Consider the following 24,259-nt stretch of genomic DNA (forward strand, 5'->3'; position numbering starts at 1 on the left):
GTGCGTCGGTCGTGCGCCCTCCAGGCTTCGCGTCGTCCGACCCTAAGGCTTCCCCCACATGCTCGATCTCGCGCGGCGGGTGCACAACCACAATTTCGGTATCGACCCGATCGTGCGGTCACTGCTCGACACCGATTTCTACAAGCTGCTGATGGCGCAGACGATCCTGCGGCGGCACCGCGACGTGGCGGTGACCTTCGGCATCAACAACCGCACCACCCGCATCCGTATCGCCGACGAGGTCGATGCCGGCGCGCTCCGCGAGCAGCTCGACCACGCCCGGTCCCTGCGTCTCTCCCGCGGCGAGGCGACCTGGCTGCGCGGAAACGCCTTCTACGGACGCCGCCGCATCCTGTCGGCCGACTTCATCGCGTGGTTCGAGGGCTTCCAACTGCCCGAATACCATCTCGAGGCGCGCGACGGGCAGTACGAGCTGACCTTTCACGGCCCCTGGGTCGAGACCACGATGTGGGAGGTTCCGGCGCTCGCCATCCTCAACGAGCTGCGCTCGCGCGCGGTGCTGCGCAACCTCGGCAAGCTCGACTTGCAGGTGCTGTATGCGCGGGCGATGACGCGGGTCTGGGAGAAGATCGAGCGTTTGCGCAAGCTTCCGGACCTGTCGATCGCCGATTTCGGCACCCGCCGCCGGCACGGCTTCCTGTGGCAGGATTGGTGCGTGCAGGCGATGGACGAGGGCCTGGGGTCGAAGCGCTTCCTCGGCACCTCGAACTGCCTGATCGCGCTACGCCGCGAGGTCGAGGCCGTGGGCACCAACGCGCACGAGCTGCCGATGGTCTACGCGGCCCTCGCCGAGGACGACGCGGCGTTGGCGCGGGCACCCTACGACGTGCTGCGCGACTGGCAGGAGGATTACGAGGGCAACCTCCTCGTCGTGCTGCCCGACACCTACGGCACCACCGGCTTCCTCGCCGGCGCGCCCAACTGGCTGACCGACTGGACCGGCATCCGCATCGACTCGAAGGACCCGATCGCGGGCGGCGAGGAGGCGATCGCGTTCTGGCGCTCGCGCGGCGCCGACCCGCGCGAAAAGCTCGCGATCTTCTCAGACGGGCTCGACATCGACACGATCGAGCGGATCCATGCCCATTTCCACGGGCGGCTCCGGATCGGTTACGGCTGGGGCACCCTGCTCACCAACGACTTTCGCGGACTGGTGCCGGACGGGCGGCTCGATCCGGTTTCGATCGTCTGCAAGGTCACGCATGCGGACGGGCGCCCGACGGTGAAGATCTCCGACAACCCGACCAAGGCACAGGGGCCGGCCGACGCCATCGCCCGCTACAAGCGGGTCTTCGGCGTCGGCGAGCAGGACGCGATGGCGGTCGTGGTCTGACCGGAAAGCGACGCCGCCAGACCTCCCCCCAACACACCTCATTTTAAGGTGCGGCCGTGAAGCGGGCGCCTCGAAGGATACCTCCAGGATCCGCATGAACCCTGGAAGGCTCCTTCAAGGCCCGCTGACGCGGGCAATTCAGGATGAGGCGGCGGGTCGGATGCCGTGATCAGGGATCGGACGCATCGTCCCCCCGGCGTCTGTCAGCAACGAGCGGTTGAAACCTTTTTGCCCTCGGCTCGATCCGCGCCTGCGTTAGCTGATCGCCCACAGCCCGGTCGCCGCGTCCGAACAAACGCAACCGATGTGGCCGGCTCAGCAGGGACGGAGGCACCATGTCAAAGATCGATCGACGCGCGCTGATCGCCGTCGCGGGCCTCGCGCTCGCCGCGCCGGAATTGGGTCACGCGCAGGAGTCGGGCAAGCCGCAGGATGCGGCAGCGCCCAAGCCGGAAGCGAAAGGCGTGACCCATACCCTGGCGCGCTACGTCGTGAACGCCCGGTTCGAGGATCTGCCCGAGACCGTTCGCCGCGAGGCGACGCGGACCTTCCTCAACTGGGTCGGCGTCGCCATCGGCGGCTCGCACCACGAGACGCTGGACGTCGCGGTGTCGGCGCTGGCGCCGTTCTCCGGGCCGCCGCAGGCCGGCCTGTTCGGCCGCACCGAGCGCTTCGACATCATGAACGCCGCGTTCCTGAACGGCGTGTCCAGCCACATCTTTGACTACGACGACACGCACCTGAAGACCGTGATCCACCCGGCCGGCCCGGTCGCCTCGGCGATCCTCGCCTATGCCGAGATGCATCCGGTTTCGGGGCGGGACTTCCTCAATGCGCTGGTGCTTGGGATCGAGACCGAGTGCCGGATCGGCAACGCAGTCTATCCGAACCACTACGACATCGGCTGGCACATCACCGGCACCGCCGGCGTCTTCGGGGCGGCGGCCGCCGCCGGCAAACTGATGGGGCTCACCGAGCAGCAGATGGTGTTCGCGCTGGGGCTGGCCGCCTCGCAGCCGGTGGGCCTGCGCGAATCGTTCGGCTCGATGAACAAGAGCTTCAATCCCGGCCGCGCCGCCGCCAACGGCCTGTTCGCGGCGATCCTGGCGGCGAAGGGCTTCACGTCGTCGGACGGGATGATCGAGGCCAAGCGCGGCTGGGCCAACACCGTCTCGACCAAGCAGGATTATCGCGAGATCACGGAGGGGCTCGGCACCCGCTACGAGAGCCTGCTCAACACCTATAAGCCGTTCGCCTGCGGCATCGTCATGCACCCGGCGATCGACGCCGCGATCCAACTGCGCGACGAGCAGCACCTGAAGCCCGATCAGATCGCCCGCGTCGACCTCAAGGTGCATCCGCTGGTGCTCGAGCTCACCGGCAAGACGGCACCGCAATTCGGGTTGGAGGGCAAGTTCAGCATCTTCCACGCCGTCGCCGTGGCCCTGGTCGAGGGGGCAGCCGGCGAGAAGCAGTTTAGCGACCGTGCGGTGCGCGACCCCGTGGTCGTCGCGCTCCGCGAGAAGGTCGTGCCGGTGGTGACGCCTGGAATCGCGGCGGCGCAGGTCGACATGACCGTGACGCTGAAGGACGGCCGCACCCTGCACCGCCGCATCGAGCACGCGATCGGCAGCGTCGAGCGGCCAATGACCGACGCGGCGCTGGAGCGCAAGTTCACCGACCTCGCAGACGGCGTGCTGCCCGAGGCGCAGGCCCGGCGGGTGATGGCCCTGTGCTGGTCGCTCGAAACGCTCGGCGACGCGGCCGACGTCACCCGCGCCGGCGTCGCGCAGGCCTGACCGATCACGGTTCCGTGAAAACGGCACGGCCCGCGAGGGATCGTTTCGCTGGTCCGTGTCGTTCCTCGTTCGCATCGGCGACAGCACAACCGGTGCGAGCGTAAGCGTACGGTTCCGGTGGCGGCATGGCGACGAAGACTGAAGACCCTCCCCTCGAAGCGCCGTCCCCGACCCGGATCGCCGCGGCCGAGACCCCGAAGACGGCTCTGGTCTCGCCGGTCCTCGTCAGTGCGACCATCATCGCCGGCCTGTATTTCGGGCGCGAGATCTTCATCCCGATCGCCATCGCCGTGCTGCTCTCGTTCGTGCTCGGCCCGCTGGTGGCGCTGCTTCGGCGCTGGCACCTGCCACGGGTCGTCGCGGTGGGCGCCGCGGTGGTGTTCACCCTCGGCGTCGTCGCCGCCCTGGCCACCCTGATCGGCGTGCAGGTGGCGGGCCTCGCCGGCGACGTACCGCGCTACCGCTCGACCATCGAACGCAAGGTCGAGGGCCTGCGCGAAAGCCCGGCTGCGCATCTCGCCGCCTACGTCGCCAACATCGGCCGCGCGCTGCACGACGCCGGCAACGGCGACAAGGCGCAGAAGCCGGACGCCGAGACCAAGTCCGAAAAAAAAAGGCCGGAGGCTAAGCCCGAGCCGAACCCGGAGGCGAAGCCCGCGCGGCCGCAGGCGGATCCGGTCCTGGTCGAGATGCGGCAGGCGCAGCCGGGTCCGCTCGAGACCGCGAGCACCCTGCTCTCCCCGGTGATGCAGCCCCTGGCCACCACCGGCATCGTGTTCGTCGTGCTGCTGTTCGTCCTGATGCAGCGCGAGGATCTACGCGACCGGATGATTCGGCTTGCCGGTTCCAGCGACCTGCACCGCACCACCGTCGCGATGGATGACGCCGCGCGGCGCCTCAGCCGCTACTTCGTGGTGCAACTGGCCCTCAACACCGCCTTCGGGCTCGTCGTCGGCATCGGGCTCTACCTCATCGGCGTGCCGAACCCCGTGCTCTGGGGCATCGTCTCGGCGGTCATGCGGTTCGTGCCGTATATCGGCGCCTTCCTGTCCGCCCTGCTCCCCCTGGCGCTCGCCGCCGCGGTCGACCCCGGCTGGAACATGGTGATCGCCACCGCGATCCTGTTCATCGTGCTGGAGCCGCTCACCGGCCAGATCGTCGAGCCGATGCTCTACGGCCATTCCACCGGGCTCTCGCCCTTCGCGGTGCTGATCTCGGCCCTGTTCTGGACCTGGCTGTGGGGACCGGTCGGGCTTCTGCTCTCGACGCCGTTGACCGTCTGCCTCGTCGTGCTCGGCCGGCACATCGACAAGCTCGAGTTCCTCGACGTGTTGTTCGGCAACCGGGCGGCGCTGACGCCGGTGGAGAACTTCTACCAGCGCATCCTCGCCGACGATCCGGAGGAGGCGCAGGAGCACGCCGAGCAGATCCTGCAGACCTGCTCGCTGTCGGCCTACTACGACGACGTGGTGCTGAAGGGCCTCGAACTCGCCGCCCGCGACGCCGCCCGCGGCGTGCTCACCCTCGACCAGAAGTCCGACATCCGCGCCTCCGTCAGCGAGCTCGTCGACGCGCTCGCCGAGCGGGACGACCGGGTGCCGACGCCCGCCGCTTCCGAGTTCAAGCCGACGGGCGATGCCCCGGCGGCGGCGACGCCGGACCCCGACGCGATCCCGCCGGCCTGGTCGCAGGACGGGGCGGTGCTCTGCGTCGCCGGGCGCGGCTTCATCGACACGCCGGCGGCCACGATCCTGGCGCAGCTGTTGGCCAAGCGCGGGCTCGGGACGCGCATCGTTTCGTTCGGCGAGGTGTCGCGCGCGAAAATCGCGGACTTCGATCCCGGTGCGGCGCGGATCGTCTGCATCGTCTCGTTGGCGATCAGTGGCGAGCCGGCGCATCTGCGGCGCCTCGTCGACCGCCTCCAGCGTCGAATGCCGGACGTTCCGGTCGTCGTCGGATTATGGCAGGCGGACGACGACTCCGCCGGCCGCGGCAGCATCCCGGCGGCCGAACACGTTTCGTCCCTGGGGAGCGCGGTCGACACGGTGCTCGCGCATGTCGGCACCAAGCCGGAGCGGCCGATCCTGCGCGTCGCGGCCGAGGCCTGACGGCGCAGGCTTGACGGCGCACGGCGAAACCCGCCTTCCTGCCGCGATTGCGGGACCGTTCGGGGAAAAGCCGATGAGCGTCGTCGAACTCGGCCGGTTCATGGACGACCTGGCCGAAGCCTCGGGCCAGGCGACCGTGCCATTCTTCCGGGCGCAGGTCGCCTTGACGGACAAGGCCGCCGGGACGGCGCCGTTCGACCCGGTGACCGAAGCGGACCGCGCGGCCGAGCTCGTCTTGCGCAACATGATCCGCGCCCGCTTTCCCGCGCACGGCATCCTAGGAGAAGAATTCGGCTCGGAGCGTCTCGACGCGGAATACGTCTGGGTGCTCGATCCCATCGACGGGACGCGCGCCTTCATCACCGGCATCCCGACCTGGGGCACGCTGATCGGTTTGACCCGGAACGGCGGCGCCGTGCGCGGGCTCATGCACCAGCCCTATCTCGGCGAGCGGTTCACCGGCGACGGACGCAGCGCGCGCCTGCGCGGGCCGCGCGGCGAGCGGACGCTCCACACTCGCCGCTGCGTCGACCTGTCGGCGGCGATGCTCGCCACCACCGACCCACGCCTGTTCACCGAGGGCGACGAGGCCGAGCGGTTCCGCGCGATCGAGGGCCGCGTGCGCATGTCGCGCTACGGCACCGATTGCTACGCCTACTGCATGTTGGCCTCGGGCCAGGTCGACCTCGTCGTCGAGGCCGGGCTGAAGCCCTACGACATCGTGGCACTGATCCCGATCGTCGAGGGCGCCGGCGGCATCATCACCGCTTGGGACGGCGGCCCGGCGACCGCGGGCGGCCGCATCGTCGCGGCCGGCGACCCGCGCCTGCACGCGGCGGCGCTGGAGCACCTGAATCCGTAAGTCTCGCGCGCCGCCGGGCGATCGTCGGCACGTGCGCGCGAACTGAACCGATCGTGCGGCCGCGCCGTTCCTCGTGGTTCGCAACCCTCACCACGGCCGCCCGTGCTCCTCGCCGCGATACTCCTCCTGACGACCCTGCCACCCCTGGCTGAGGACTCAGCCGTTGCACTTCGCGCGCAGGTCGTCGCGCTGCGCGCATCTGGGGCCGAAGGCGCACCGTACTATCAGCACGTGGCGCGAGCGGTCTCGAACTGGCGGGCGCAGGCCGGGGCGGAGCTTCGGCCGGTCTCGCTCGCCCTGGTCGCCCGGGTCGCGCCGACCGAGCCGGCCTTCGTCGCGCGCTGCGCAAAGCTCAACAATTACTGGTGCATCAAAAGTGCGCGCTGGACGGGCGAAGTCGGCGCCGACGCCGAGGGGCATACCGGCTTCGCCACCGCGGCCGACGGAGCCGACGCCGCGGCCGGCCTGCTCCGGCGCTACTACCGCGACTACGGGCGCCGCACCGCGCTGGCCATCGTGCGTCGCTGGGCGCCCGCGAGTTGCGGCCTTCCATTGCTCGGGCCGATCGCGAGAAACGCGAAGCCGTCGCCCCTCGCACCCCGCGGGATCGGCGGCACGCTTCGCGCCCGCTACCTTGCCCGCCACCTGCCCGGAGGTGCCCGCCGCGGCGGGAGGACGGCCCTGCGGGTGCAGCCCTGGTCGCCCCTGGCACGAATGAGCGGCCATCCCGCCCGGCGCCCTGCCATCGCGACTCGCGTCGCATCGCGGCCGGTCACGGACATCGCCGCCGGGCTCTCCGACAAGCCGGCGGCCGCATCCGCTCCCGTCGTGCGCGGGGCGGACGACCCAGCCGCGCTCCTCGATCGGAAGGTGCCGTCCCCGGATCGGCTAGTGGCCGAATCCGCGCTGCTGCCGATGATCGTCTCCGGCCTGTCCCTGGGCGATCTGCGCGCGCCGGCGCCGCTCTGCGGCGGCGACGAGGTCCGCATCGGCAACTACGCCGCCGCCATCGCCAAGAGCGTCCGCCTACGCTCCACGGACGACCTCGCGCTGTTCTCGCCCGATGGGAGCCCGCTGCCGAACCTCGCGGCGGTGATGCGTGCGATGTCGGCGGTGGAGCTCGGCGCCCTACATGCCGGGCCGCCCCTCATCGAGGCCGCCATCGCCCGGCTCGGTCCGGTCACTGCGGCGACGGCCGACGCGGCGAAGTAGCGGTTCGCGAACGGAGACTCGCCGCGCCGAAACCTTGCGGCGCTCCCCTCCCCGCGCCACCTGAACGGCGACGGCCGACCGGCTGGCCCTTCCGCGTCTCCCAACCACCTGAGTCCGCCCTTGCCCATCCAGAGTTTCGCCGCGCGCGCCGGCTCCGCGGTCATGGCCTTCGCCGAGGCGTCGAGCGACTTCCTGATCCAGCCGACCCTGCGGCTCGGCGTCACCGGGCTCGCCCGCTCGGGCAAGACCGTGTTCACCACCGCGCTGATCCACCATCTCGTCGAGAGCGACGCGCTCCCCGCCTTCGCCCCGGCGCAGGAGGGCCGGTTGCGCCGCGCCCGCCTCGTGCCGCAGCCGGACGACGACGTTCCGCGCTTCCCCTACGAGGAGCACTATTCCGCCCTCACCGAAGCCCGCCTGTGGCCGCGCTCCACCGACCGGATCAGCCAGTTCCGTCTTGCGATCGAGTACGAGCGCGCCGGCGGCTGGCGCTCCGGCCCAGGTACCCTGATGCTCGACGTGGTCGACTATCCCGGCGAATGGCTGCTCGACCTCGCGCTGCTGGAGCAGAGCTACACCGCCTGGTCGCGTGCGACGATCGCCGGAACCCGGCGCGCCGGCCGCGGGGAGATGGCGGCGCCCTGGCTCGCGATGCTCAAGGGCCTCGACCCAGCAGGCCCCCTCGACGAGGTCGTGGCCGAGCGGGCGAGCGCCGCCTTCACCGCCTACCTCGCGGCGTTGCGCGCCGGGCCGGAGATGGTGGCGACGACGCCCCCCGGCCGCTTCCTGATGCCGGGCGACCTCGCCGGCTCACCGGCCCTGACCTTCGCGCCGCTCGATAGTCTGCCCGAGACGATCGAACCTAGGACGCTGGCCGGGCTGATGGAACGGCGCTTCGAGGCCTACAAGGCCAAGGTCGTCGTGCCGTTCTTCCGCGACCACTTCCAGCGCGTCGATCGCCAGATCGTGCTGGTCGACGTGCTCGCGGCCGTCGACGCCGGGCCGGCGGCGCTCGCCGAATTGGAGGAGGCGCTGGATTCGGTCCTGCTCAGCCTGAACATCGGCCGCAACACGCTGCTCTCGCGGCTGTTCGCGCCGCGGGCCGACCGGATCATGTTCGCGGCGACCAAGGCGGACCACCTGCATCAGACCAGCCACGACCGGCTGGAGGCGCTGCTGCGCCTGCTCGTCTCGCGCGCCATGCGCCGGACCGAGGCCGCCGGCGCCCGCGTCGGCACCGTGGCGTTGGCTTCGGTCCGCGCCACCCGCGAGACCACGATCCACGACGGCGACGCGGTGCTGCGCGCCGTCGCCGGCACGCCCGAGGCCGGCGAGACCGTCGGCGACGAGGTGTTCGACGGTACGGCCGAGGCCGCGGTGTTTCCCGGCCATCTCCCCGTCCGGCCAGAGGCCGTGCTGGAAGGCGTCGTCGAGCCGGGCTCGCTGCGGTTTCCCCGGTTCCGCCCTCCGGTGATCAAGCCCGACGCGCTGGAGCGGCCCGGCCACCTGCCGCAGATCCGTCTCGACCGGGCGATGCAGTTCCTGATCGGCGACAAGCTGACGTGATGGCCGGGGCGACAACCTTGAGGATGATGCCGTGAGTTCGACCCAGCGCCCGCGCGCCTTCCGCATCCCCGCCGCCGACGCGCCGGCCTCGAGCGAGGCCCTCGCGCCGATGCCGGCGGTGCCGGGCGGCGTCCGCATCGTCGAGGACCCGGTCGAGATCGTGGACGCGGCCGACGGCGTGCCGGTGCCGATGGCGAAGTCCCGTGGCGTCCCCTGGGGCGGCCTCCTGCTTTCGGCCGCGGGCGGGCTCGTGTCGCTCGGCGTCGGGCTCTCGGTCGAGCGGCTGATCGCCGACCTGTTCCAGGCCGCGCCCTGGCTCGGCGGCGTCGCCCTGGCGCTCCTGGCGCTGGCCGGGCTCGCGCTCCTGGCGATCGTGGTGCGTGAGCTGCGCGGGCTCTGGCGCGAGCGCAAGATCGAGCACCTGCGCCAGGCCGCGGTCACGGCGATCGCCACGCGCGACCACAGCGCGGCCCAAGGCGTGGTCCGCGACCTCTCGGCGTTCTATGCGGAACGCGTGGGGCTCGCGGCAGGCCGCCAGCGGCTGGAAGCCTCGGCGGACGCGATCCTCGACGTGGACGACCGCATCGGCCTCGCCGAGCACGAGCTGTTGAGCCCCCTCGACCGGCAGGCGCGCAACGCCATCGCCACCGCCGCCAAGCAGGTCTCGGGCGTCACCGCGCTGAGCCCGCGGGCGATCGTGGACGTTGCGTTCGTGGTCTTCTCCGCCGTGCGGCTTCTGCGCCGGATCGCGGCGATCTACGGCGGGCGCCCGGGCTTCCTCGGGTTCTTACGTCTAGCACGCGCGGCCCTCACGCACCTGACCGTCACCGGCGGGATGGCGGTCGGCGAGAGCATGATCCAGCAGGTGCTCGGCTTGGGGATCGCGGCGCGGGTGTCGGCGAAGCTCGGCGAGGGCGTGCTGAACGGCCTGATGACCGCCCGCTTCGGCCTAGCGGCACTTGCGGTCTGCCGGCCCCTGCCGTTCGTGCGCGAGGCGCCGCCCCGGCTCTCGGACGTCGCCGGCGAACTTCTCCGCCCGGCCGACCCAGAGCCAAAGTAGCGGGAAACGTTAGGACTGCGCCCGCTTCTGCACCGCTTCGGCGTTGCGGCGGTTGGCGATGCGGGTGAACATGTTGCCTGTGTAGTCGGCGACCTTCGGCTTCTCGACGGCCACGAGTTGGGCCTCGAACGCCTCGATGCGCTTGAGCAGCGCGGCGTCGCCGAAGATCGAGCTGTTGAAGGAGGTGTGGGCGCGCTCGCCCAGCGCCGTCTGCACGGCCTCCAGTCGCGTCAGAAGCTCTTTTCGCGTCACGTCGATCTCCCGCGGGCCGGATCGCCCGTGATCCGAGGTCCATCAGCGCGGGCTTCGGTAAACGGGAGGTTAACCGGGCGCCTGCGGCCTGAGCGAAGCGCTCACAGGTCCTTCATGAATCCGGCAAGGCGCATCAGGCCCTCCGGCCACGGCCCGTGGCCGCTGGCGACGTTGACGTGGCCGGATTCGCCGGCATCCACCAAGGCCGAGCCCCAGGCGTAGGAGAAGTCCTCGGCACGCTCGTAGCGGCAATAGGGATCGGTGCGGCTTGCCACCAGCAGAGACGGGAACGGCAGCGGGTCGCGCGGCAGCGGTGCGAAAGCGCGCACGCTATCGGGCAGGTTCGGCGTCTCCTCGACGTCCGGCAGCGCCACGAACAGCGCCCCGACGACGCGGCCCTGCGGCAGCTTCGGAACCGCCTCGACGCAGGCGACGACGCCGAGGCTGTGCGCGATCAGGATGACGGGGCGCGTCGCCGCCTCGACCGCTTCGACGACGCGGCCGCACCATGCGTCGGGCTCCGGCGCATGCCAGGAATCCTGCTCGACGACGCGGGCGGTGGACATTCGGCTGGCCCAGCGCGCCTGCCAATGGCCTTCCTCCGAGCCGCCCAGGCCCGGAACGATCAGGATGTCGCAGTCGGCGGTCTTCATGGCCGCGTCCCTACCCGCTCTCGGCGAAAGGGTCGAGAACGAAGAAAGGCGGCGCTTGCGGCGCCGCCTTTAGGATCGGTTCAGATATAGGTTTGCTTCAAAGCCGGTGGGCCGTCCGGTCGTCGCCCTGGTGCTCGGGCTCGGCCTTGAGGCCGGCCTTCTGAGCCGCCGTCTGGATGTTGTCGGGGTCGAGGGCGGTCTCAACGAACTCCCGGCCGCGGTTGGTGAACTCGCGTGCGTAGCGCAGGCCCTGGTCGCGGACCTCGTCGGCGTAGGGTCCGATGTTGCGGTCTTCCTGGCGGGTCCGAGGCAGCAGCGCGCCGAGCAGCAGGCCAGCGGCGACGCCGACAACGCCAACCAGCAGCGGGTTCTCGGTGACGAACTGCTCCACCGCCGTGCGGCTGCGATCGAGCTTGTCGCTGCCCTGCACCACCACGTCGTCGATCCGGCGCATGTGGTCGCGGTGGACGCCCGAGACCCAATTGCGGGCTTCGTCCGCAGCACCGCCGAGGCGATCGCGCACGTCGTCCGCGAGATCCGAAGCGCGATCCCGCGTCCGGTCGGCGAAGTCCGCCGCGCGGTCGGCGGCAACGCTTGCCGCAGCGCGGGCCTTGTCGGCCACGTCGCCGACCTTGCCGGCGACATCCGGGCCAGGGCCGGCTTGGTGATCGTGCGGAGAGGCGTAGTGACGGCCGATCGGGTCGCGCAGCCCCGCGGGGTCGGGCCGCAGGGTATGGTCGGCCGCCTTCGCATGCGGATCGAGGGGGACCGGATCCAGGCCGGCGGCATGCAAACCGGCCTCGACTTTCGCGGCGGCGCGCCGCGCGATGTCGTCGGGAAGATGGTTGTCGGTGGCGGCCGACTTGCTCGTGTCGCCCAGGCTCGTGTTGCTCATGGCGTGATCCTTCAGAACTCTTACGCGGCTGGCAAAACCCGCTAGGGGCCAATCCGAGGGGTCGGTCGGGGCGTCGGCCCGCGCTGTGCGAAGCGGCGTCCCGTCAGGCGCGGGTCTCGTCCAACAGCGGCGGCTTCGGCTGGCGGGTGGGCAGGTCGGGATCGTAGGCGCGGGCGGCGCCGTCGTTCAGGACCGGCACGCGCTCGGCGGAGGCGTGCGTCCGTCGGCGGTTGGCGTCCTGGGACATCCGATGCATCAACCAGCCGACGCCGGCCGCGATCAGCAGGACCGGCACGGGGTTCCGGCGGACAGCCTCGAGCGCTCCGTCGTAGGCACCGCTGACGGCGGGGGCGCGGCGGGCGTTGCCGAGCATCTCGTCGACCAGGCTCGAAACCGAGAGGCGGCCCTGAATGCGTTCGATGGTCTCATCGAGGCGCGCGCGGCTCGCCTCGATGTCCCGCTCCATCTCATTCATCGAACTCATCCGGACACTCTCTCGGAAAGGGCGCGGGCGTCCTGGCGGACCTGCCGGCCTGTGCGGGTGGGGGTGAGCGTGGAGAACGACAAGGCGCTGCGTCCCCAGAGCGCCATCCCGATCGCGAGCACCAGGAGGACGCCGCCGACGATCAGGGCCGACAGCCACTCGGAGCCGACGATGGTGGCGAGCCACTTCACGAAGGCGCCGATCAGCACCAGCAGGGCGACGACGGAGAACACCGCAGAGGCCATGAGGCAGACGATGCCGACGATGAGCGAGCGGACGTTCTTCGCCATCTCGGCGCGGAACAGGGCGATTTCCTTGCGGGCGAGATCGTTGGTCTCGCGCAGGGCATCGCCGATGAGGCTCTGGATGCTGCCGGCGGATGAGCCGGAGGAGGAGCCCGGAGGGGGGGTGTGCGATCCGTTCGACATGGCCGTGCCGATCAAGCGCGGAAGCTGTCGCGCGCGTCGCCTTCCGGCGGCAGGCTCGACGACTTGATGAAGCGGGCGGCGATGAAGCCGGCCACGAAGGTCCCGACCGCAACCGCCACCGGCGCGCGGCGGGCGAAGGCTTCGGCCTCTCCGTAGAAGTCGGCGAAGCTGCGCGACTCGATCGAGCCGCCGAGCTGGCTCAAGCCGTCGGCCGCGCTGTCGAAGAACGCCTTGATGTTCGGGCGATCCTCGAAGTCCTTGCTCGAATCTCGAAGGGTCTTGGCGAGGTCGTGGACCGATTGGGCCGCGTCGTTCTTGCGACCCTCGACGAAGGTCTGGGCCTGGAGCCGAGCGGCATCCATCAGGCCGCGGCCGCGTTCGGCCGCGACGTCGGCGATCCCCTCGACATCGCCCTTCAGGCCGCGCCATTCGGCCTGCTCGCTCGCGGCGGCATGGGCCGGATCGGGGTGGGGGATCTCGGACGCAGCCATGAGCGGGACTCCTTCGTACACGGGTCTTGGAGGGCGATGTTCGCCTGAGTAACATCGCCCGCGTCCGCGGGTTCCGGGGACGGCCGCGCGAACGGCGGGTCAGGCGCCGTTCAGGCGTGTTCGGCCAAGGTTCGCGACTGTTGCCGACGCCCCGCGCGGCTGGGACGGGCGCCGGGACAGGCCTCGGATTTCGTCTTGAGGGCTGCAAACGATCGCTTGACCCGCAGCGGTCATTCGCGCTTGGCTAACCCTACGGATCGCCGGGAACTCTCGCGCGTTCACGGATGGCAAGAAACGTTGACGTTGCGCGTTCCACGCCGGCGCGCTTGAGGATCCGGAGCCCACCTGAGTGGCACGCCTTGTGATCGTATCGAACCGCGTTGCGGTTCCGGAAGAATGCGGCAAGGCGGTCGCCGCCGGCGGCCTCGCCGTCGCCGTGAAGGAGGCCTTCACCGCCTACGAGGGATTATGGTTCGGGTGGAGCGGCAACATCAGCGAGGAGCCCTCAGAGGAGCCGACGCTGATCGACCGCGACCGCGTCCAGTACGCGGTGGTCGACCTCTCGCCGCAGGACCACGAAGAATACTACGCCGGCTTCGCCAACCGGGCCTTGTGGCCGATCATGCACTACCGGCTCGGGCTCGGTATCTTCTCGCGCTCGGATTATGCCGGGTATTGCCGCGTCAACCGCATCTTCGCGCGGGCGCTGGCCAAGCTCGTCCAGCCCGACGACATCATCTGGGTGCACGACTACCACCTGCTGCCGATGGCGGCCGAGTTGCGCGGCCTCGGGCTCTCGAACCCGATCGGCTACTTCCACCACATCCCGTGGCCGGCCGCCGACGTGTTCAACACGCTGCCGGCCAGCAACGACCTGCTCCGCGCCATCGCCGACTACGACCTGATCGGCCTGCAGACCGACCCGGACGTGCAGAACCTGTCGCGCAACCTGATCGACACGCTCCGCGCGATCCCCCTCGGCGGCGGCTCGCTGATGGTCGACGGCCGGCGCACCCGGATCCGCAGCTTCCCGATCGGCATCGACGTCGCCGGCTTCAAGGACGCGGCGGAGAAGGCCGGCTCGAACAAGGTGGTCCGCGAGACGATGGCCGGCCTGCGCACGCGCAAGCTGCTGATCGGCGTCGATCGGCTCGACTATTCCAAGGGCGTGCCCGAGCGGATGGAGGCGGTGGAGCGCTTCTTCGCCTCCAACCCCGACCAGCGCGGCAACGTCACCTACATCCAGATCACGCCGAAATCGCGCAGCGAGGTGCCCGAGTACGAGCAGCTCTCGCGCGCCGTCAACGAGACGGTCGGCGAGATCAACGGCGCGCTCGGAGACCCGGCCTGGACGCCGATCCAGTACGTGACCAAGGCCTATCCTCGGCCGGTGCTCGCGGGCCTCTACCGCGCCGCCCGCGTCGGCCTCGTCACGCCGATGCGCGACGGCATGAACCTCGTCGCCAAGGAATATGTCGTCGCCCAAAGCGAGGACGATCCGGGCGTGCTGGTCCTGTCCAAGTTCGCTGGCGCGGCGCGACAATTACCCGAGGCGCTGATGGTGAACCCCTACGACCGCTTCGAGGTCGCCGAAGCGATCCGGACGGCTCTCTACATGCCGCGTAGCGAGCGGCTGGAGCGCTGGAAGCCGATGGTCGAGCGCATGACCCGCGAGGACGTCGACTGGTGGGCGCGAAACTTCCTCTCGGAACTCGAGAACTTCCGCACCGTCGAGCGCGAGCCGCCGACGACGGCCGCGGCGGCGGAGTAGGCTTGAGGCGAGTAGCTTTGGGTCACGATCGGGCGCGCCGCACAGCCCATTCGCCCCGGCGACTTGATCCGGGAACACGGATGCGTCCACACCGGCTCCGGGCCGGGGGGACCATCGCGTGTCGGATTTTTGTATGATCGCCATCGACGACGGCGTGCCGACGCCGTTGGGCGCCCACTTCGACGGACGCGGCGTCAACTTCGCCCTGTTTTCCGAGCACGCGACCGCGGTCGACCTCTGCCTGTTCGAGCCGGGCGAGCGCCACGAGAGCCGGACGATCCGGCTTCCCTGCCGCAGCGACGACGTCTGGCATGGCTACCTGCGCGGCGTCCTACCGGGCCAGCTCTACGGCTACCGCGTTCATGGGCCATGGGAGCCCGCGCGCGGGCACCGCTTCAACCCGTCGAAGCTTGTCCTCGACCCTTATGCCCGCGAGATCCGCGGGCGCATCCGCTGGCACGATGCCCTCTACGGCCACCGCCGCGGCTTGCAGCGCGAGGACCAGATCGACCGGCGCGACAGCGCGGTCTACATGCCGAAATCGGTCGTCACCGCGCCCGAGGTTCCCAACCTCGCGCTGCAGCCGATCCGCAGGCCGCTGTCCGAGACGGTGATCTACGAGGCGCACGTCAAGGCGCTGACGATGACCCATCCGGCGGTGCCGGAAGCCGAGCGCGGCACCTACGCGGCGCTGGCGCATCCGGCCATCGTCGAGCACCTGTGGAAGCTCGGCGTCACCGCCCTCGAGCTGCTGCCGATCCAGGCCTTCGCCGACGACCGCTTCCTCGTCGAGAAGGGGCTGTTGAACTTCTGGGGCTACTCGCCGCTCGGCTACTTCGCGCCCGATCCGCGCTACCTCGGCGACGGCGGGCTCGGCGGCCTCAAGGCGGCGATCCGCGAGCTGAACGCAGCCGGCATCGAGACGATCCTCGACGTGGTCTACAACCACACCGCGGAGGCCGGCCATACCGGCCCGACCCTGTCGTTCCGCGGCATCGACAACGCGAGCTACTACAAGCTCGATCCGGCGAACCCCCGCCGCGACGTCGACTGCACCGGTTGCGGCAACACCCTCGACATCGCCCACCCGCGGGTGATGCAGATGGTGCTGGATTCGCTCCGGCACTGGGCCACGGCCTACGGCATCGCCGGCTTCCGCTTCGACCTCGCCACCAGCCTCGGCCGCTCGCCCTCCGCGTTCTCGGCGCAGGCCGCGTTCTTCCAGGCGGTGGCGCAGGACCCGGTGCTCGCCCAGGTCAAGATGATCGCCGAGCCCTGGGACCTCGGCGAGGACGGATACCGGCTCGGCGGCTATCCGCGCGGCTGGAGCGAGTGGAACGACCAGTTCCGCGACGCCGCCCGCGGCTTCTGGCGGGGCGACGCCGGCCAGCTCGCCAAGCTGACGCAGGGGCTGACCGGATCGCGCGAGGTGTTCGCGCCCTCTCGCCGCTCGCCGCTCGCCAGCATCAACTTCGCTGCGACCCATGACGGCTACACGCTGGCCGACGTGGTCGCCTACGAGGAGAAGCACAACGCGGCGAACGGCGAGGACAACCGCGACGGGCACGGCCACAACGTGTCGCGCAACTACGGCGTCGAAGGGCCGACCGACGATCCCGCGATCCGTGCCGTCCGCGCCCGGCAGGTGCGCAACCTGCTCGCCACCGTGATGCTGGCCCAGGGCGTGCCGATGCTGCTGATGGGCGACGAGCGCTCGCGGACGCAAGCCGGCAACAACAACGCCTACTGCCAGGACAATGCGACGAGCTGGATGGACTGGTCGACCGATCCCGACCCGGACCTCGGCACGTTCGTTTCCAACCTGACGCGCCTACGCAGAGAGCGGCCGGCCCTGCGCCGACGCGCGTTCTTCGACGGCGCGCCGGTCGCGCCCGGGGGGAGCCTGCGCGACGTGCACTGGCTCTCGCCCTGCGGTGCGGAGATGGACTCCGAGGCCTGGGCCGACGAGAGCCGGCGCGCCTTCGGGATGCAGATCGGCAACGACCTCGACCGCGGCCGTATCCTGATCCTGATCAACGCCGACCAAGGCCCTTGCGACTTCCGCCTCGCAGCGGTGGTCGGCGGCCCGTGGCACCCGGTCTTCGACAGCACCGCCGCGACAGGCGCCGTCCCGCCGGACGCCCCCGGCTACGCATCAAGCGCCGTCGTCCCGCTCCGAGGCCGCGCGATCCTGGTGCTCGCCGAGGGCGAGGCGGAACCCGCGCAGCCGTCAGGCCGGTTCGTCGCCGCCTGAGGCCGTCCGCCAATTCCGTCTCGCAGCCGCTTCAGTGATCGTGGCCGCAATCCGGGCCGTGCACGTGAGGAGCGTGATCGTGCGCGGCATGATCGTGGGCATGCTGATCGTGGCCGTGGTCGGCATGCCCGTGGTCGTGCCCGTGAGCTGCGGGTCCATGATCGTCATGCGCGTGTGCCGCAAGATCGTGGTGGTCGTGCGAATGGTCGTGGCCGCAGGTGCTGTGATCGTGGGCCATACGCTCGGGGCGGAAGGCGCGATCGACCGGGGTCGCCGTGCAGCCCTGGCCGCGGACGAGCTCTGCCGTGGCGGGCGTCGCCGGGACGTGGAGGATTTCGGCGCCGATCTCGGCCGCGACGTGGTTGCCGCCGAGCTGCCAGGCGAGGCGCATCAGGCGGGCTGGATTCTCGGCGCGAACCTCGAGCAGCGCCTCCGGGGCGGCCTTCACCGCGACGAGGCGACCGTCGTCGAGGCGCAGGGCGTCTCCGTCCTCGAGGGCGGCGGCCTTCGCCAGCGCCAGGTCGATATGCAGGCCGCCGGCGCTGTGTAGGTGCCCGCGCTGCGCCTGACGCCCGGCATGGTCGAGGCTGATCGTGTCGACGACCGCATCGGGGCGGACCGCGGCCCGGCGGACGATCGTGGTGGCTCTCGGCATGGCACCCTCTCTCAGGCGATGGTCGCGACGGACGGGGTCGCCGATTTCGGAAACCCGCTTCCGCAGGCTCTTAACCCGCGCCGTGCGCCGTGCCGAGGGCATTTCGCGGCGTCGACGGCCCGAGCCGGAGCAGATCGGAGCCTTGAACCGGGGCGCCGCACCCTGGAGACAAGCCCGGCTTTTCGGCTACTGCCCCATCCCGGCGGAACCTTGGCCGTGTCATGTGCATTTCATGGTGGATAAGGCTAAGCTCGGACCGCACCATCACCACGGCGAAACGCCGGACCGGATGCACAAGGGAGTCTCGGAACTCATGAAGAAGCTCATCGCCGCCGCCCTCGCCGGCACCCTCGCCCTCTCGGTCGGCGCCTGCAACACGCCGCAGGATCGCGCCCTCGGCGGTGCCGGCCTGGGCGCCCTGGCAGGCGCCGCAATCGGCGGAGCCGCCACCGGGCGCGCCGGCGGTGCGCTGGCCGGTGCCGCGATCGGTGGTGCGGGTGGCGCCATCGTCGGCGCCTCGACGGCGCCGCGCTGCCCCTACGGCACCTACCGCGACGCCTATGGCGACGTGTACTGCCGCTGAGGCTTCGCCGCCCCGGCACGGAAGCAGGATGGAGGAGGGCCGGAGCCGAACGCTCCGGCCCTTCCGCGTTTCGGACGGAGCCTGTATCCCCGGCGGCCTGTCGTCGGCGGAACGCTTCGAGGTCCGCCGGCATCGTTAAAAGGCCAGCCGGTGACCGTGCCGCATCTCCAAGACAACCCCGCCCGGTCCCGATGAATTCGGGGATCTGGGGCAAGCTCGGCGGCGCCGGGATCGGCCTCGCGATCGGCGGCCCCCTCGGGGCGCTCGCGGGCGGGCTCGCCGGGCACTACCTCGTCGATCGCGAGGGCGCGCTGTTCGGCCCGATGCCGCGGGACGTGGTCTTCACCACCGGCCTCGTGGCGCTCGCCGCCAAGATGGCGAAGTCCGACGGCGTGGTCACGCCCTCCGAGGTCGAGGCCTTCGGCAAGGTGGTGCAGGTCGGCGAGGCGGAGCGCGCCCGCGTCACCCGCCTGTTTGACCTCGCGAAGCGCACGACCAACGGCTACGAGGCCTATGCCCGCCAGCTCGCGAACGCCTTCCACGACGAGCCGTCCCTGCTGGAGGACGTCCTCGACGGCCTGTTCCACATCGCCACCGCCGACGGGGCGATCCATCAGGCCGAGGAAGCCTATCTCCGCGCCGTCGCCGAGATCTTCGGGTTCGACGACATCGCGTTCCGCCGCATTGCCGCCCGGCACGTGCGGCTGGCCGACGACCCCTACCTCGTCCTCGGGCTGGAGCACGGCGCCGACCCGGCCGCGGTGAAGGTCCGCCACCGGCAGCTCGTGGCCGAGAACCATCCCGATCGCGCGATCGCCCGCGGCCTGCCGCCCGAGGCGGTGGTGATCGCCACCAAGCGCCTCGCCGCGATCAACGCCGCCCACGACCGGATCCTCGCAGAAAGCGGCGTCCGTCTGGAAGGCGGTGCGGCATGACGCCGGACAGCCCGCTCGCCACCCGCATCCAGCCCTCGCCGAACCACGGCGAGCGCCTCGGCAAGCGGCCGGACATGCTGATCCTGCACTACACCGGCATGGACGGCGAGGCCGCCGCGCTGCAGCGGCTCGCCGACCCGATCGCCGAGGTCTCGGCCCATTACGTCGTGCTGGAAGACGGCACGATCCTGCAGATGGTGCCGGAGGGCCGCCGCGCCTGGCATGCCGGCCGGGCGTCCTGGCAGGGCGAGCGCGACGTGAACTCGCGCTCGCTCGGCATCGAGATCGTCCATCCCGGTCATGTCGGCGGCCTGCCGCCCTACCCTGAGGCGCAGGTCGCGGCGGTGACCGCGCTCGCCTGCGACATCGTCGTGCGCTGGGCGATCCCGGCGGACCGGGTGCTCGCCCATTCCGACATCGCTCCCGACCGCAAGGAGGATCCGGGCGAGAACTTTCCCTGGCGCCGGCTCGCGGCCGAGGGCGTCGGCCATCACGTGCCGGAGGTGCCTCTGCGCGACGGTCGCTTCTTCGCCGAAGGCGATGCGGGGCAGCCGATCGAGGCGCTGCAGGCGATGCTCGCGCTCTACGGCTATGACCAGCCGGTGACGGGCACGTTCGATCCGCACATGCGGGCGGTCGTCACCGCCTTCCAGCGCCATTTCCGGCAGGCGCGCGTGGACGGCATCGCCGACGCCTCCACCATCACGACGCTCCGGGACCTGATCGCGTCGCGTCCGACCTGAAGGAGGCTCATGCCCCGCCATCACCGCCCAAGCGCCGTGCCGGCCGGCCTCGTGCTGCTGGCCGCCCTCGCCACTCCGGCGTTCGCCCAGGATGCCCGGACGGGTGCGGCCAAGCCCAGCGCGATCTGCCCGGACCTGCCCGATCTCGGCGGGACGCTGCGGCGGGCACGGGTCGTGGCGGAGGGGGGCGTCGCGTTCGTCCGGTCGGCCGACGCGGACCCGGCTTGCCCGAGCCTCGCGCCCGCCTGTCGCGAGAAAGCCTTCCTCGTCGCCGGCAACGGCGTGATCCGCGGCGCGTCGAGCGGCGCCTTCGCCTGCGCGTCCTATGTCGGCGCGACGGGCCAGATCCGATCCGGCTGGTTGCCGGAGCGGGCGCTGGCCGACGACGCGCCCGCGACGGTCGGCCTCGACGACTGGATCGGCACGTGGATGAGCGGGCCGGAGCAGACCGTTACGATACGGCGCAAGGGCGAACGCCTCGTGCTATCGGGGACGGCATCCTACGGGACCCAGGACCCGGAACGGGTGAAGCGCGGGGCGATCAACATGGGTTCGTTCGAGGCCGAACTCGCTCCCGACGGCCAGGACATCGCCTGGACCGACGGCGACAAGGCCGTGATCCCCGGCTTCCGCCCGGACGAGGTGAGCCGTTGCAGCGTCCGGATGCGGCTGATGCCGCCGGACCTCGTCGCGGAGAGCAACGGGGCCTACGGCGGCATGAACGTCACGTTCAGTGGGGTCTACCGCCGGGGCGGCTAGCTGGCGGGGCTCAAGCCCGGCCGTGCAGCTCCGCCTCGCGCCCGTCCGTGGCCGTGTCGGCATGCACCTCGCCGCGGGTACGCCACAGGCTGTAGAGGATGCCGACGGTGAGCAGCACCACCGTGACCGCGAGCGACACCCACGGCGGCACGTGGACCAGGCCGAAGGTGTCGGCGACCACGATCTTCGTGCCGATGAAGATCAGGATAAAGGCGAGCGCGGTCTTGAGGTAGGCGAAGCGATCGACCATCGCGGCGAGCGCGAAGTAGAGCGCCCGCAGGCCCAGGATCGCGAAGATGTTGGACGTGTAGACCACGAAGGTGTCCGTGGTGATCGCGAAGATCGCCGGCACGCTGTCGACCGCGAAGATCACGTCGGCGCCGTTGACCAGAACTAGGGCGAGCGCCAGCGGGGTGAGCCAAAGCGCGGTCTTGCCTGTCCGCGGATCAGCCTTGCGAACCATGAAGTGCTGGCCGTGAAGCTCGGGCGTGATGCGCAGCTTCGCCCGCAGCCAGCGCACGGCGGCATGATCCTGAAGGTCGCCGGCATCCTCCTCCTTGGAGAACAACATCTTCAGGCCGGCATAGATCAGGAAGGCGGCAAACAGCGACAGGACCCAGGCAGCCTGGTGCACCAGCGCGGCGCCAAGCCCGATCATCAACCCGCGCAGCAGCACCGCGGCGAGGATGCCCCAGACCAGCACCCGGTGCTGAGCGGCGAGCGGGATGCCGAGGGCCGAAAGGATGACCGCGATGACGAAGACGTTGTCCATCGACAGCGACTTCTCGACCACGAGGCCGGTGACGTATTCCTGGGCGGGCTGGGCGCCGAGATACCACCAGATCCAGCCGCCGAAGGCGAGGCCGAGGCTGAAGTAGAAGGCGGTGAGGAGCAGGCTCTCCTTCACGCCGATCTCGTGCTCCTTGTCGCGGTGGAGCAGGCCGAGGTCGAAGGCGAGGAGGGCCGCGACCAGGGCGTGGAACCCGAGCCACATCCAGATCGGCTTGCCGAGCCACTCGACGTATAGGAAATCGACCATTCGCGGGACCGTGATGCTTCTTTTGCAAGGAAAGCATCGGCTCCGACATCACGGAAGCATCTTGAGAGAGCATCCCGCCAGAGGGGCCCGCAGCCGATGAGCCGCAGTTAGAGACGCGAACGCGGCGAATCAAGGGCGGCCCAAACCGGGTTCGGGCGCCGCTGCCATGCCTTGACAGCGCGGGCGAACCGACGCCTTCCGCTGCCATGGACATTCGAGAGGACGACGTGGCGCGAGAAGACGCCCTTCGGGACACGGTGGCGATCGTTGGCGGCGGCCCTGCCGGGCTGGCGGCAGCCGAGGTGCTGTCGGCCGCCGGGCACGCGGTGGCGGTCTACGAGCGGATGCCGTCGGTCGGCCGCAAGTTCCTGCTCGCCGGCCGCGGCGGGCTGAACCTCACCCACAGCGAGCCCGCGCCGGACTTCCTGCGCCGATACCATCCATCGGGCAGCTTGGGCCGCGCGATCGAGGCGTTCCCACCCGATGCCCTGCGCGCCTGGTGCGAGGATCTGGGCGAGCCGACCTTCGTCGGATCGAGCGGGCGGGTCTTCCCGAAGGCGTTCAAGGCCTCGCCGCTGCTGCGGGCGTGGCTGCGCCGTCTCGAGGCTTCTGGCGTCCGCATCCACACAAGGCACCGGCTCGCGGCGTTCGAGGACGGCACCCTGGTGTTCGAGACGCCGGAGGGGAAGAGCTGGACGCGGCCGAAGGCGGTGCTGCTGGCGCTGGGCGGCGCGAGCTGGCCCCGGCTCGGCTCGGACGGGGCCTGGGTGCCGATGCTGGAGAATCTCGGTGTGGCCGTCGCGCCCCTGCGGCCGGCCAACGCGGGCTTCGCGGTGGCGTGGTCCGAGCACTTCCGCGAGCGGTTCGCCGGGCAGCCGCTGAAGCGGATCGGGCTTGCCGCCGACGGCGTGATCGTGCGCGGCGAGGCGGTGGTCACCGCAGACGGGATCGAGGGCGGCGCGATCTACGCGGTGTCGCGGGCCTTGCGCGCGATGATCGAGCGTAAAGGCGCGGCCCGCCTCGTGCTCGACCTGCGCCCCGACCTGACGTTGAGGGCGCTGGCCGACCGGCTGTCCGACCCGCGGCCCGGCGAATCGATGGCCACCCGCCTGCGCAAGGGGGCCGGCCTGTCGCCAGTCGCGGCGGGGGTCTTGCGCGAGTCGGCGGGCGTCGCATTGCCGGCCGATCCGGATGCGCTCGCCGGGCTGATCAAGGCCGCGCCGTTGCGCCTGCACGCCATGGCCTCAATGGAGCGCGCGATCTCCACCGCCGGCGGGGTCGGCCTCAGTGGGCTCGACGCGGGCTTCATGGTCCGCAAGCGGCCCGGCCTGTTCGTGGCGGGCGAAATGCTCGACTGGGAGGCGCCCACCGGCGGCTACCTGCTCCAGGGCGCGATCAGCAGCGGCCGGGCGGCGGCGGCCGGGATGGCGGCCTGGCTCGCCGAAGATCGGGGCACGAGCGCCGCATGATCCCCTGGGAGAACCTCGATACCGCCTCGATCCCCGGCGACGGCGGCACCCTGCGGCTGCGGCGGCGGGGCACCGAGTTCTCGATCATGCTTGGCCAGAACGAGCTGATGAACAGCCGCCTCAGCGGCTCCGAGGAGGCGCTGGCGACGCTGGCCTGCGGCAGGATCGCATCGCGAAAGGCGCCGCAGGTGCTGATCGGCGGGCTCGGCATGGGCTTCACCCTGCGCGCGGCGCTGGGCACGCTGCCTCCGGGGGCGGCGGTGACCGTCGCCGAGCTCGTGCCGGCGGTGGCCGCCTGGGCGCGGGGGCCGCTCGCAGGCGTGTTTTCCGGCATCCTCGACGATCCCCGCGTGTCCCTGCGAGAGATCGACGTGGCGCGCGCGATCGCCGAGCGGCCCGCTGCATGGGACGCCATCCTGCTCGACGTCGACAACGGGCCGGACGGCCTGACACGGGCCTCCAACGACAGGCTCTACGACGCGGCAGGCCTCGGCGCCGCCCGCGCCGCCCTGCGCCCGGGCGGCATCCTCGCGGTCTGGTCGGCAGGGCCCGACCGCAGCTTCAGCCGCCGCCTGCACGATGCCGGCCTGAGCGTCGAAGAGGTCTCCACCCGCGCCAACGGTCGAAAGGGCGGCGCCCGCCATGTGATCTGGCTCGGGGTGCGCTCCGGCCGCGGCTGACTAGCGACTCCCGTTTCTGGCCCCTCTCCGTCATCCCGGGGCTGCGCAGCAGACCCCGGGATCCAGAGCCGCCGACGGTGCCGGGATCGAGCGCGACCTGCGGCTCTGGATTCCGGGCTCGCCTTCGGCACCCCGGAATGACGAGGATGGGGGAGACGCGATCGACCATTTGGATTCGACAGCTACGATCCGCCGCCTTCTCAGGCG

At 70.8% G+C, this 24,259-nt stretch carries 23 protein-coding genes; 15 read left to right on the top strand and 8 right to left on the bottom strand.

The window, feature by feature from the left end:
- The first annotated feature begins 58 nt into the window (after window positions 1-58).
- From MFF13_RS05290 to MFF13_RS05320, 7 genes are all read left to right on the top strand, one after another.
- On the top strand, window positions 59-1,354 hold the full coding sequence (locus tag MFF13_RS05290) for a nicotinate phosphoribosyltransferase (protein ID WP_238271193.1): 1,296 nt from the start codon (window positions 59-61) through the stop codon (window positions 1,352-1,354).
- A gap of 335 nt (window positions 1,355-1,689) precedes the next feature.
- Window positions 1,690-3,153, top strand: coding sequence for an MmgE/PrpD family protein (locus MFF13_RS05295; protein WP_238271195.1), 1,464 nt, complete (start codon window positions 1,690-1,692; stop codon window positions 3,151-3,153).
- 125 nt (window positions 3,154-3,278) lie between these two features.
- Complete coding sequence (locus tag MFF13_RS05300; protein WP_238271197.1) at window positions 3,279-5,261, top strand: AI-2E family transporter; 1,983 nt, start codon at window positions 3,279-3,281, stop codon at window positions 5,259-5,261.
- Window positions 5,262-5,334: 73 nt separating this feature from the next.
- Window positions 5,335-6,123: a histidinol-phosphatase gene (gene hisN, locus MFF13_RS05305; protein ID WP_238271205.1), complete on the top strand. Its 789-nt coding sequence runs from the start codon at window positions 5,335-5,337 to the stop codon at window positions 6,121-6,123.
- A gap of 102 nt (window positions 6,124-6,225) precedes the next feature.
- A complete protein-coding gene (locus MFF13_RS05310; protein ID WP_238271206.1) occupies window positions 6,226-7,335 on the top strand; it encodes a hypothetical protein in 1,110 nt (369 codons plus the stop codon).
- Between the two features lie 162 nt (window positions 7,336-7,497).
- A complete protein-coding gene (locus tag MFF13_RS05315; protein ID WP_238271309.1) occupies window positions 7,498-8,901 on the top strand; it encodes a YcjX family GTP-binding protein in 1,404 nt (467 codons plus the stop codon).
- A 31-nt stretch (window positions 8,902-8,932) separates the two neighbouring features.
- Window positions 8,933-9,961, top strand: a complete 1,029-nt coding sequence (locus tag MFF13_RS05320; protein ID WP_238271208.1) for a YcjF family protein — start codon at window positions 8,933-8,935, stop codon at window positions 9,959-9,961.
- 9 nt (window positions 9,962-9,970) lie between these two features.
- Here MFF13_RS05320 and MFF13_RS05325 read toward each other — a convergent pair whose 3' ends face one another.
- From MFF13_RS05325 to MFF13_RS05350, 6 genes are all read right to left on the bottom strand, one after another.
- Entirely contained in the window at window positions 9,971-10,213 is a 243-nt protein-coding gene (locus MFF13_RS05325; protein WP_147752187.1) for a hypothetical protein, read from the bottom strand.
- Between the two features lie 101 nt (window positions 10,214-10,314).
- Window positions 10,315-10,866: an RBBP9/YdeN family alpha/beta hydrolase gene (locus MFF13_RS05330; RefSeq protein WP_238271210.1), complete on the bottom strand. Its 552-nt coding sequence runs from the start codon at window positions 10,864-10,866 to the stop codon at window positions 10,315-10,317.
- A gap of 97 nt (window positions 10,867-10,963) precedes the next feature.
- Window positions 10,964-11,761, bottom strand: coding sequence for a hypothetical protein (locus MFF13_RS05335; RefSeq protein WP_238271212.1), 798 nt, complete (start codon window positions 11,759-11,761; stop codon window positions 10,964-10,966).
- Between the two features lie 103 nt (window positions 11,762-11,864).
- On the bottom strand, window positions 11,865-12,236 hold the full coding sequence (locus tag MFF13_RS05340; protein WP_147763596.1) for a DUF3618 domain-containing protein: 372 nt from the start codon (window positions 12,234-12,236) through the stop codon (window positions 11,865-11,867).
- A gap of 5 nt (window positions 12,237-12,241) precedes the next feature.
- Window positions 12,242-12,673 carry a phage holin family protein gene (locus MFF13_RS05345; RefSeq protein ID WP_147829251.1) on the bottom strand — a complete coding sequence of 144 codons (432 nt, stop codon included), beginning with the start codon at window positions 12,671-12,673 and terminating at the stop codon, window positions 12,242-12,244.
- An 11-nt stretch (window positions 12,674-12,684) separates the two neighbouring features.
- The gene (locus MFF13_RS05350; protein ID WP_147752191.1) at window positions 12,685-13,164 is read right to left on the bottom strand and encodes a hypothetical protein; all 480 of its coding nucleotides are present in this window, start codon (window positions 13,162-13,164) and stop codon (window positions 12,685-12,687) included.
- A 349-nt stretch (window positions 13,165-13,513) separates the two neighbouring features.
- Between MFF13_RS05350 and MFF13_RS05355 the strand changes: the two genes are divergently transcribed.
- Window positions 13,514-14,935: an alpha,alpha-trehalose-phosphate synthase (UDP-forming) gene (locus tag MFF13_RS05355; protein WP_238271214.1), complete on the top strand. Its 1,422-nt coding sequence runs from the start codon at window positions 13,514-13,516 to the stop codon at window positions 14,933-14,935.
- 133 nt (window positions 14,936-15,068) lie between these two features.
- The gene (gene glgX / locus MFF13_RS05360) at window positions 15,069-17,189 is read left to right on the top strand and encodes a glycogen debranching protein GlgX (RefSeq protein ID WP_238271216.1); all 2,121 of its coding nucleotides are present in this window, start codon (window positions 15,069-15,071) and stop codon (window positions 17,187-17,189) included.
- 31 nt (window positions 17,190-17,220) lie between these two features.
- On the opposite strand, the gene MFF13_RS05365 is transcribed toward glgX, so the two are convergent.
- Window positions 17,221-17,844 carry an urease accessory protein UreE gene (locus MFF13_RS05365; protein WP_238271217.1) on the bottom strand — a complete coding sequence of 208 codons (624 nt, stop codon included), beginning with the start codon at window positions 17,842-17,844 and terminating at the stop codon, window positions 17,221-17,223.
- A gap of 313 nt (window positions 17,845-18,157) precedes the next feature.
- On the opposite strand from MFF13_RS05365, the gene MFF13_RS05370 reads away from it, so the two are divergent.
- The 4 genes from MFF13_RS05370 (at window position 18,158) to MFF13_RS05385 (ending at window position 20,864) form a co-directional block, all read left to right on the top strand.
- Window positions 18,158-18,427: a YMGG-like glycine zipper-containing protein gene (locus MFF13_RS05370; protein ID WP_147763584.1), complete on the top strand. Its 270-nt coding sequence runs from the start codon at window positions 18,158-18,160 to the stop codon at window positions 18,425-18,427.
- 191 nt (window positions 18,428-18,618) lie between these two features.
- Window positions 18,619-19,362 (top strand): molecular chaperone DjiA, encoded by a 744-nt coding sequence (locus MFF13_RS05375; protein WP_147754365.1) that lies wholly within the window; start codon window positions 18,619-18,621, stop codon window positions 19,360-19,362.
- On the top strand, window positions 19,359-20,105 hold the full coding sequence (locus MFF13_RS05380) for an N-acetylmuramoyl-L-alanine amidase (RefSeq protein ID WP_238271219.1): 747 nt from the start codon (window positions 19,359-19,361) through the stop codon (window positions 20,103-20,105). Before MFF13_RS05375 ends, MFF13_RS05380 begins: the two co-directional genes overlap by 4 nt.
- Window positions 20,106-20,114: 9 nt before the next feature.
- On the top strand, window positions 20,115-20,864 hold the full coding sequence (locus MFF13_RS05385) for a hypothetical protein (protein ID WP_238271221.1): 750 nt from the start codon (window positions 20,115-20,117) through the stop codon (window positions 20,862-20,864).
- 10 nt (window positions 20,865-20,874) lie between these two features.
- Here the strand turns inward: MFF13_RS05385 and MFF13_RS05390 are convergent, their stop codons facing one another.
- Window positions 20,875-21,903 (bottom strand): TerC family protein, encoded by a 1,029-nt coding sequence (locus MFF13_RS05390; protein WP_147814724.1) that lies wholly within the window; start codon window positions 21,901-21,903, stop codon window positions 20,875-20,877.
- Between the two features lie 227 nt (window positions 21,904-22,130).
- On the opposite strand from MFF13_RS05390, the gene MFF13_RS05395 reads away from it, so the two are divergent.
- Window positions 22,131-23,372, top strand: coding sequence for a TIGR03862 family flavoprotein (locus MFF13_RS05395; RefSeq protein ID WP_238271224.1), 1,242 nt, complete (start codon window positions 22,131-22,133; stop codon window positions 23,370-23,372).
- Window positions 23,369-24,052 (top strand): polyamine aminopropyltransferase, encoded by a 684-nt coding sequence (locus tag MFF13_RS05400; protein ID WP_147754360.1) that lies wholly within the window; start codon window positions 23,369-23,371, stop codon window positions 24,050-24,052. The genes MFF13_RS05395 and MFF13_RS05400 overlap by 4 nt, the downstream gene beginning before the upstream one ends.
- Window positions 24,053-24,259 lie beyond the last annotated feature (207 nt).

It is taken from the genome of Methylobacterium cerastii (assembly GCF_022179125.1).
Classification (GTDB): Bacteria; Pseudomonadota; Alphaproteobacteria; order Rhizobiales; family Beijerinckiaceae; genus Methylobacterium; species Methylobacterium cerastii.